This window comes from Petrotoga sp. 8T1HF07.NaAc.6.1, assembly GCF_016772115.1.
Lineage (GTDB): Bacteria > Thermotogota > Thermotogae > Petrotogales > Petrotogaceae > Petrotoga > Petrotoga mobilis.
In genome coordinates, this window is sequence record NZ_AUPG01000012.1 from 51,186 (window position 1) to 59,900 (window position 8,715).

General features: G+C 30.1%; 9 protein-coding genes and 1 pseudogene. 2 read left to right on the plus strand and 8 right to left on the minus strand.

The genetic code is table 11. The features are described from left to right. Window positions 1-46: 46 nt before the first annotated feature. The 6 genes from NAAC61_RS08580 to NAAC61_RS08605 form a co-directional block, all read right to left on the minus strand. Window positions 47-859: an ABC transporter permease gene (locus tag NAAC61_RS08580; RefSeq protein ID WP_012208500.1), complete on the minus strand. Its 813-nt coding sequence runs from the start codon at window positions 857-859 to the stop codon at window positions 47-49. Further along, the gene (locus NAAC61_RS11240) at window positions 856-1,749 is read right to left on the minus strand and encodes an ABC transporter ATP-binding protein (RefSeq protein WP_337920002.1); all 894 of its coding nucleotides are present in this window, start codon (window positions 1,747-1,749) and stop codon (window positions 856-858) included. Before NAAC61_RS11240 ends, NAAC61_RS08580 begins: the two co-directional genes overlap by 4 nt. 282 nt (window positions 1,750-2,031) lie before the next feature. After that, entirely contained in the window at window positions 2,032-2,214 is a 183-nt protein-coding gene (locus NAAC61_RS08590; RefSeq protein ID WP_041534039.1) for a hypothetical protein, read from the minus strand. Window positions 2,215-2,230: 16 nt separating this feature from the next. Then, window positions 2,231-3,580 (minus strand): radical SAM/SPASM domain-containing protein, encoded by a 1,350-nt coding sequence (locus NAAC61_RS08595; RefSeq protein ID WP_012208502.1) that lies wholly within the window; start codon window positions 3,578-3,580, stop codon window positions 2,231-2,233. Beyond that, entirely contained in the window at window positions 3,561-4,274 is a 714-nt protein-coding gene (locus tag NAAC61_RS08600; protein WP_202695772.1) for an SPASM domain-containing protein, read from the minus strand. Before NAAC61_RS08600 ends, NAAC61_RS08595 begins: the two co-directional genes overlap by 20 nt. Beyond that, window positions 4,255-4,911, minus strand: a complete 657-nt coding sequence (locus NAAC61_RS08605; protein ID WP_202695777.1) for a radical SAM protein — start codon at window positions 4,909-4,911, stop codon at window positions 4,255-4,257. The genes NAAC61_RS08600 and NAAC61_RS08605 overlap by 20 nt, the downstream gene beginning before the upstream one ends. Before the next feature lie 573 nt (window positions 4,912-5,484). On the opposite strand from NAAC61_RS08605, the gene NAAC61_RS08610 reads away from it, so the two are divergent. After that, window positions 5,485-5,652, plus strand: coding sequence for a hypothetical protein (locus NAAC61_RS08610; protein WP_237729847.1), 168 nt, complete (start codon window positions 5,485-5,487; stop codon window positions 5,650-5,652). Window positions 5,653-5,941: 289 nt separating this feature from the next. On the opposite strand, the gene NAAC61_RS08615 is transcribed toward NAAC61_RS08610, so the two are convergent. After that, window positions 5,942-6,874, minus strand: coding sequence for an ATP-binding cassette domain-containing protein (locus NAAC61_RS08615; RefSeq protein ID WP_202695779.1), 933 nt, complete (start codon window positions 6,872-6,874; stop codon window positions 5,942-5,944). Between the two features lie 15 nt (window positions 6,875-6,889). Beyond that, complete coding sequence (locus NAAC61_RS08620) at window positions 6,890-7,555, minus strand: hypothetical protein (RefSeq protein ID WP_012208505.1); 666 nt, start codon at window positions 7,553-7,555, stop codon at window positions 6,890-6,892. Between the two features lie 382 nt (window positions 7,556-7,937). On the opposite strand from NAAC61_RS08620, the pseudogene NAAC61_RS08625 reads away from it, so the two are divergent. After that, a pseudogene (locus NAAC61_RS08625) lies at window positions 7,938-8,715 on the plus strand (hypothetical protein); the annotation flags it as partial.

Consider the following 8,715-nt stretch of genomic DNA (forward strand, 5'->3'; position numbering starts at 1 on the left):
TAACACATATTGTACAAAAAAGTCAACTTTTTGAGTTAAATAATGTCTAATACTCTATCAAACTACCTGTTTCTCTTGCTTTATTGAAACCGAATCTGAACAACAACAATCCCAAAGGAATCGTCAGTAAACTCATGATGATCAAAACTATTATCTCGTTCTTCACATCAGCAAAGGTGGCCCCTGTCAGTAAGGACTTTCTCAATGCACTTAAAGCATATGTGGGCGGCAAAAAATATGAAAAACTCCTCAACCATGCTGGTAATATGGATATTGGGTATAGTACCCCACTAACAAGGCCAGACAGTGTACTAAAAATCCAACTTATTGGATCTCCCATCTTTGTTACCATTATTACTCCTGCACTCATAAGACCTATCCCACTTATACATATTATTGAAAGTATTAAAATGAATAACGATAAAATTATATTTATTGTCATTTGAATATCGAATATCAAAACCAGAAACAAAAAAATAACTCCTACATTTATTGTAGTCCATATGAAACTATTTATTCCATTGAATATTAACAGTTGCCACAATGGTGTGTTACTCATCAATAAATATTCAAGTGTTCCCATTGTTTGTTCTGACCTTATAGAATTTCTAAAAGAATCTAATGCAACTGAGACATAGCTCATATACATTGTTCCTGTTATTAGAAATGCCATTAAGTCTCCACCGTATGGTTCGAGCATGGGGAAGGTGTTCCCTTCTTGCAAAAAATTAGCCATGAATCCAAACCTTAAAACACCTATCAGCATACTTGCTATTCCAAGTATTGCGTACGTTCTATAACTGAAGTTTGTTATGAATCCTCTTTTAATGAATATCCATAATTTTTTTAAAAAACTCATTTTTTATCATTCCTTACAAAGTTTATGAATACTTCTTCTATTGAAGGTGTTTCAACATTTATTGTAAGTATCTTTCTGTCTTGGTTTTTCAGTTTTTCTATCAGTTGATCAAGTACTTCTGAAGAATTTTCGACTTCTATTTCAAATTCGTTATCTTTTATCTTTCTAAATAGGTTTATCTTTTCTTTGATGCCGTCTTGTGCGATTAAATCTTCATTGATACCTTTATCTATTTTCACTTTTATTATTTCTTTTTTTAATACTCTTTTTAAGTTTTCTTTTTTATCAACAGCGAGCATATTCCCTTTGTTCAATATACCTATCCTATCGGCAAGAAGTTCTGCTTCATGCATATCGTGTGTGGAAAGTATAATAGTTTTATTTTTATCCTTGAGAGATAGAATTATGTCTCTTATCTCATTTGCACTTATTGGGTCGATAGAAGATGTTGGCTCATCGAATATGTATACATCAGGATCATGTAATAATGCTCTTGCTAAAGAAAGTTTTTTCTTCATACCAGTTGAGTATTTCATATACTTTAAATCTTTGGCGTCTTCTAAATTGAACAGATTGAGTAAAAAGTTTATCCTTTCTTTTAAGTCCTTACTTTTTATACCGTACAAAGTACCAAAGAACTCGAGGTTTTGATAACCATTCAATCTGTAATAAAACGATCTTTCAAATCCTGTTGATAACCCTATCGATTTTCTTACCTTGTACTCATCTTTTTTGATGTTGTATCCGTTAACCCAAGCATCTCCATATGTCGGTAGTATGAGAGTGGAGATGGTTTTTAGAAAGGTAGTTTTCCCTGCACCATTAGGTCCAAGCAAAACAAATATCTCTCCATTTTGAATGGATAGGTTTATATCTTGTATGGCTCTTATTTTTTTTCTTTTTTACTTTGAATATCTTCGTTAGGTTTTGTGTTTTTATCGTTTCCAGAATATCGTCCCTTCATTCATATCTTACGAAAGATAAAAATTAAACAAACATACATTATTTTACATCATTATCATGCAATAATCATTACCTTTTCGATATTTTTAAGATCACATTTTTATTCATATCGTGGATGCAGTAAATCTCATCCTAAAGATACTACGATTGAACCCCACTTTTCGGTTGATTAATCTCTGCCATCATTTCTAATTGCAAATGAGGCTAATTTAATTGTTTTCTCCATTTGCACATAGCCAAGGAAATTTTTTATCCTGACATGGATTGTTACACTGTGGATTGTGGCAATAATCACAATTTTTAACTGTTTCGCAACCTTCCTTCTCGCCATTTTCTCCACAAGCAGCTAAATATCTGTCTTTATCAAACACAGGTTCATTTATGAATTCCATAATATCACCACCCCTTTTAAATTTTTACTCCTAATTTTTTATCAGATAATAAAGAAACCATTTCTTTTAGATTGTATTTTAAAGGAATGCATGTGTATGGTTTCCTCCATGGAGAGCTATTTAACCTATCAACAACAACTGCATTAAAAACGCATCCTCCCATGCACATTGGAAGTACAGAACATTCCATACATTTTTGATCTTCGAACGGTTCGTAAGTTATCCATTTTTCAAATTTATGGTTTAATTCTATATCTTCTTTTGTTATTTTACCTACAGAAGAAAATTTATTTCCTATCTCTCCCCAACACTTGTAAATACTCCCATCGACATCTATTACACAACTATTTTTACATAAGGCATCACATCTGGCCATTCTTAATCTTCTAAATGGATTGAATGGATAATCGGGTATGAGTGTGATGACTTCTTTGTATAGTTCTACTTCCACATTAGCAAATTCTCTCAATGTAAGCATCTCATCATTAAATCCCGTAGATAGTTCTTCCACTACCTCAACTGGTTGAAAATCAAAATCAACTCTCCATCCCTTTTCTGCAAGTATCTTTATCATTTTTTTCACATTTTCTATACTATTTTTAGAGATATTTGTTCTAATGGTTACATACATCTTATCTTGTGCATAGTTTATATTTTCCATAATTTTATCAAAAGTAGGCTTGTCACTTTTAGTCTTTCTATATTTGTCATGAAGAGTCTTATCTCCATCAATTGTTATTATTACGGAGTTTACTCCACAGTTCAGTAGTCTATTGACAATGTCATGAGTTAACAAATAACCGTTCGTTACGACATTCGCTTCATACTTTACTTCGAACTTCTTACACATTTCTTCAAAACCTTTACTTAACGTTTCTAATTCATCGAGTGCAAGAAGCGGCTCTCCTCCATAAAAAGTTATGCTCAATACTTTAGGATGTTCTTCTTCAAATCTTTTTTCCGTCATATTTAGAATTGTGTTTACAATATTTTTTGCTATTTTTGCGGGTTTCTTATCCATTAAAGTTATCAACATTTGTTGATAGCAATAAACACAAGAAAAATTACATTCTTCAGTTAAACTTATAGTATATCTTAAAAATCTATCACTGTATTTGTAATTGTTTAACCTCATCTTCAAATATGTTATTTCGTCAAATTCATCAGGGATAATGTATAATCCTTTTTTCAACTTTTCTATATCTTCATCAGATAGCTTTATTTCTTCTATATTTCCACTTTCAAGAACTTCTTTAACTTCTTTTACTTTGTTTGGTTCAACATATAGAATGGCATTTGAAATGCTATTAAATAAAATGAGATAGTTATCTTTTTCTATAAGTTGATTATACCTTGATATTTTCATCTTTTTTCACCGCTTTCAGCTTTCTTTCCATGTCTTTTGTGAAATACCACAATCTTGCGAAAGATTCTAAAGCAGTTTTTTCTTCTGGGCATCCTCTAACTCCTGAATTCACTATAGCATTTCTACATCCTCCAAAACATTGAGGGAGTAACTCACACTTTTTACATTCTTCATCTTGAAAAGCATCGTGTTTATACCATAAAAGGTACTTTGTTTTATCATATTCGATGCCATTGTTTGTTACTTTTCCAAACTCGTTCCCCTCATTTACTGCAACTGTACAAGGGAAAACTTCGCCTTTAGGCCCTATTAAAATAGAAGATTCACAGTCATATTCACAATAAATCGGATTAGAAAGAATAGGAAGAAAAGTTTCAAATCCTTTTTGAGATGCATAGTAATAGAACTTAGCCAATTTTTCGTAAGAATTTTCCCCTCTAAAATTCATAACTTCACGATGAATTTCTTTTTCCGTTTCCCCACCTTGAAATATCCATCTAAAATAAATTCTTAGACGGTCTTTTGGAAGAATTTCAAGCGCATCCACCAACTTATATATTGCGTCATAATTATCTGGGCCAACGTTAACTCTTAGAGTAATTCTTGATTCTTTTGTCAATTCGAAGAAATTTTTTATATTTTCAAACATGATATCATACGTTGGTCCTCCTCCTTTAAGGCCTATACTTGTCATGATATTCCTTTGGGCCATCAAGAGTTATTTGTACGTTGCGTATCATTAATTCGTCAAATAGCTTGGCTTTTTCAGCTGAAAGTAAGTATCCATTTGTTGAAATGGAAGAAGAAAAATTAGTTTTATATTCTTCACAAGCTTTTATCACTTTTTCATTAATATATTTCATAGTATCAAATTTTAAAAGAGGTTCACCACCAAACCAGCCAATATGTATTCTTCGTTTACTTTTTGCCACAGTTGAAATATAATTTGCAACTGTTTCAGTTGTTTTCTCATCCATAGTTGGTCCTTCATGTGTTTCATAGCAATAAATACAATCCAAATTGCATCTCATTGTAGGCATTATTGTGAAACTTATAAAACTAGCATCATATCTGCTTCTATAGTTCATTGCCTTTAAATGTTGTATTTCATCAAAATTCTCTTCTATTAAATAACCGCCATATATAAGGTCATTTTTTAAATCTGCATATTCTCTTGACCATTCTTTATTTGGCGATTCCATTATTTCTTTTATTTTATTATATTTTTCTTTATTTACAGTCGCAATAGCTTCTGTTAAAAGATTAACAAAAACAACTTTGTCTCCATCCTCAAAAATAACATTATAATTCGAGTTTTTATATCTTAGCATTTTCAAATAACCTCCTTCTTTTATTTCGAGTAGAGTTATCTTAATGCTACACTTAAGATGCGGCTTATCTAATAGTGATTAAGAATATTACAATAAGACTCTTTACTTTTTTCTTCACACCGATAATTTATTTTGATAAATAAAATTTCAGTGTTCTATTTTTATCATACACTTTTTTATATGATTTTCAAGCGATTTTTTTATCAGGTTCAAATATAGATTGAAACCTATTTTCAGAGATTACCTCAAAAAACCTTATGTAAACTTTAATTACGATGTTTTTTATCATGTTTTATATGCTACTTTCGCTTTCTCTTTATTGATGATAGTTATGATATAATTGATTAAAAAGGGAAAAACGATTAACTATTGACTTGTTAACATTGGAATCAAAGTAAATATTATGTTATTTTTAAATGACAATTGTGGAACAAAAGTAGATATTCATAAGGAGATAATTCAAATGCTTTGAAAGAATAGAAAAAGACATTCCAAACTACAAAAAGATAGTTTATATTTGAAAAATATATAAAACTTGATTCAAAAGAAAAAGAGATAATAGAAAAGTTCATAATGAACTATGGAAGGTATTATGAAATAAAGAACATACCAAAAGAATTAAGACCAAAAGTACCAAAAGAAATTAATATATTTGTGAAGAAATACACTTTAAAAAGAAGATTATCTGCAATTTCTTTCTATGTTTTTGAAGGTAAAGAAAGAGAGTTTGAAATCTACTAATTTTATTTTATCCCTGCAACACAGAGTTATTTTAGGGACTTTAGAAATGAGAATTTTCTAAAAATGGAATTTTGAATTTAAAATGGGTCTAGGGCGGAGCCTCTCCCCCTCCTTGGCTACAAGTACCGAAAAAGTTAAAGAAATTAAGAATTAGTGAGAATTAGAAGTGGGGAAGTGTTTCTGAATAAATTTAAAACATTTATAGAATCTGTGTTTCATAATTTCTAAAGTGAGTAAGAGTTATTTATACAGGAGACTTATTGTATTGCAGGAATAAAAATAATTGACTTTATTTCCCCTCCAAAAAATTCTTATAAGCTTGAGAAAAAGTTGGTAAATATCTATTAAAGTTCTTTACTATCAGCCCTTCATCTACAACTTTTTTGTAAACATTTTTAGCTATATTTTCATCATCAGTCCAAATTTTTATTGTATTCTCTTCAACTATGATCTTTTGTGGCTCGCCAATATTATTCAATATCTCTTCTAATTTTTCCTTTTTTACCTTTTCCATCAACTCGATTACATAACAAGGTTCATTTTGTGCAACCTCTTGCAACTGTTGTGTTGTCCCTTCAAATATGATTTCACCTTTATTTATCATGATTATTCTATCACAAAGGTTTTCAACAAGATAAGGATCATGAGTTGCTATTAACATTGATGTTCCTTTCTTTTTTAATTTTCTCATGTATTCTATTGTTTCTTCCTTTGAAGCTATGTCTAATCCATCTGTTGGTTCATCCATTATCAGTAATTTTGGGGAATGTATAAGAATAGTCAAAAGTTTCGCTTTCTGTTTCATACCTTTTGAAAATGTACCTAATCTTTTTTCAAACACATCTTGTAAATCAAACATATCTAAGAGCTCTTCTATAGTTGAATTATCTTCAACCTCATGGAGTGTTTTAAATAATTCAATATATTGTTTCAAGGTTAATTGTGGATATACATCAGCTCCTTCAGGAAGGTAACCCATCTGTCCATAAATCTTTTCTCTTTCCTTCTTATTTAATGGATTGTATCCAAAAACTTGTATATTTCCATTCTTGGGATAGAGAATTCCTAACAGTACTCTAACAAGAGTTGTCTTACCAGCTCCATTTGGTCCCACCAAACCAACACTTTCGCTCTGATATGTACTTAAAGAGACGTTATTCAACACAAGTTTTTTATTATCATAAGTAAAATCAACATTAATTGCATCAATATGCTTATTCACCTTTAATAACCTCCTCTATGCTACGAAATCTTTGATTTCTACGTTTCTTACAGATAAAAAGAAACATAATAGTGAATAAACTAACAAAATTGGAATTAAAAACTTAAGAAATATACCCGTATTGCTTATAATAAACAATAAAACAAACGACAAAATTGGAAGAACAAAAAGAAATATAATTAAAAGTATCTTTCTTAACAGATTCACTTTTGTAAAAATTATACCTAAGGTAACTCCCAACGACGCAAAAATTATAGCAATTAACAATACGTATAACCACACAGAAATATTACCGTATTGCTCATACAAAGGTAAGGTTAACAATGTATATACAATCAAGTAGGTATAAGCGGTAACAATTCCAAGAAACACACCATTAATCCATTTAGAAAAGATGTATTCAAATGGTCTGATCCCTGATGTTAATATCATTTCACCAGCTTTAATTCGTTTATCTGTTAAAAGAAAACTAAAAGGAAACATTAAAGAAAACAACCCTCCCAATAAAAAAGCTGCTCCTTGTAACCAATATGAATAGAGCAATTCTGAAACTTGTGTAAAACGAACAATAAGTCCATATAAAAAACCAAAGCCTAAACCAAACATTAAAAAAAACATTAAAACAAATATTTTCGAGGATAACAAATCTGTTTTCACAATTGACATAACTTTCTTAAGCATCAAATCATCTCCTTTACATAATAAAATCAGTGATTTCCAGGTTTTTTATTGATAAAAATAACCACTTCTCACCCCTTATTTTATTCTACCATTTCTTTCATTTTTTCCCAATCTCCATAAAGAGTGATTACGCACGCATAAACAAAGGATTGTTATTTTTGAATTTTTAAAAATAAATGTTACAACTTCTCGTTTTTTACATTTCATCTTCTCCTACTTTTGCTTTATGTCAAGAATAATAAAGGTTATGATATAATAATCTTTGTAATAAAAAATACGCTGTTTCTACAAGACGTTAACATTATAGGAAAAGCAATCCTAAGTAACTTTTAGGTGCCGATTCAGTAACTAAAAGATTATATATCGGTTGGGGGAATTAGGGATGAATCTAAAAAATATTGTAGAAATACTCAACTTTGGTCAGTTTTCAAAACCGTTTTTAAATTATATGGGTGAGTATTTGAAAAATGAATCAACAAAACAACATGAAGAAGTTATTAATTACATTGATGTATTAAAATTAAAATGGGCTGCAAAATATGAAGAGGCACTTGAAAAGATAGAAAAGGCAATAACGTTATCTAAAAAAAGAAGCATTGATTATTTGCTTTTAGTGGAAAAGATGGATGTATTGGTTAAACTTTCAAAGGAGAAAGAAATTAAAGAAACTTTCTATGAGTTAAGAAACGGGTTCTCTAAACTTCCAAGGTATCTTAGAGGAGTTGTTGTAGAATCTTTAAGAAACATAAGAGAATTGTATTATGAATCCAATGAAAGTATGGAAAAGGTTAGATATTGGAGTGAAGAATACGAAAACAATCCTGTTGATAAAGGATTTATCCTCATGGCTGATGCAAGAGAGAGAAAGAATGAAGGAAAATATGAAGAAGCGACTCAGTTAAACATTAAAGCATTTAAGATATTGAAAGATGTTCCTCATCCATCCGGAATAGTACAAGCTTTAAACAATATAAGTTGGTGGTTAAAAGATGTAGATAAAAGTATCGCTTTAAACCTTAGCTTAGGATTAGGATTTTACCTTGGTTATTATTTTGACGATGATAATTACAAAATTTTCAATTCACTTGATACTATCTTTCAAGTACAAAAAGAAAGCAACGATCCAATGATGTATGAAACAGCGTTTATCTTCTCAAAGT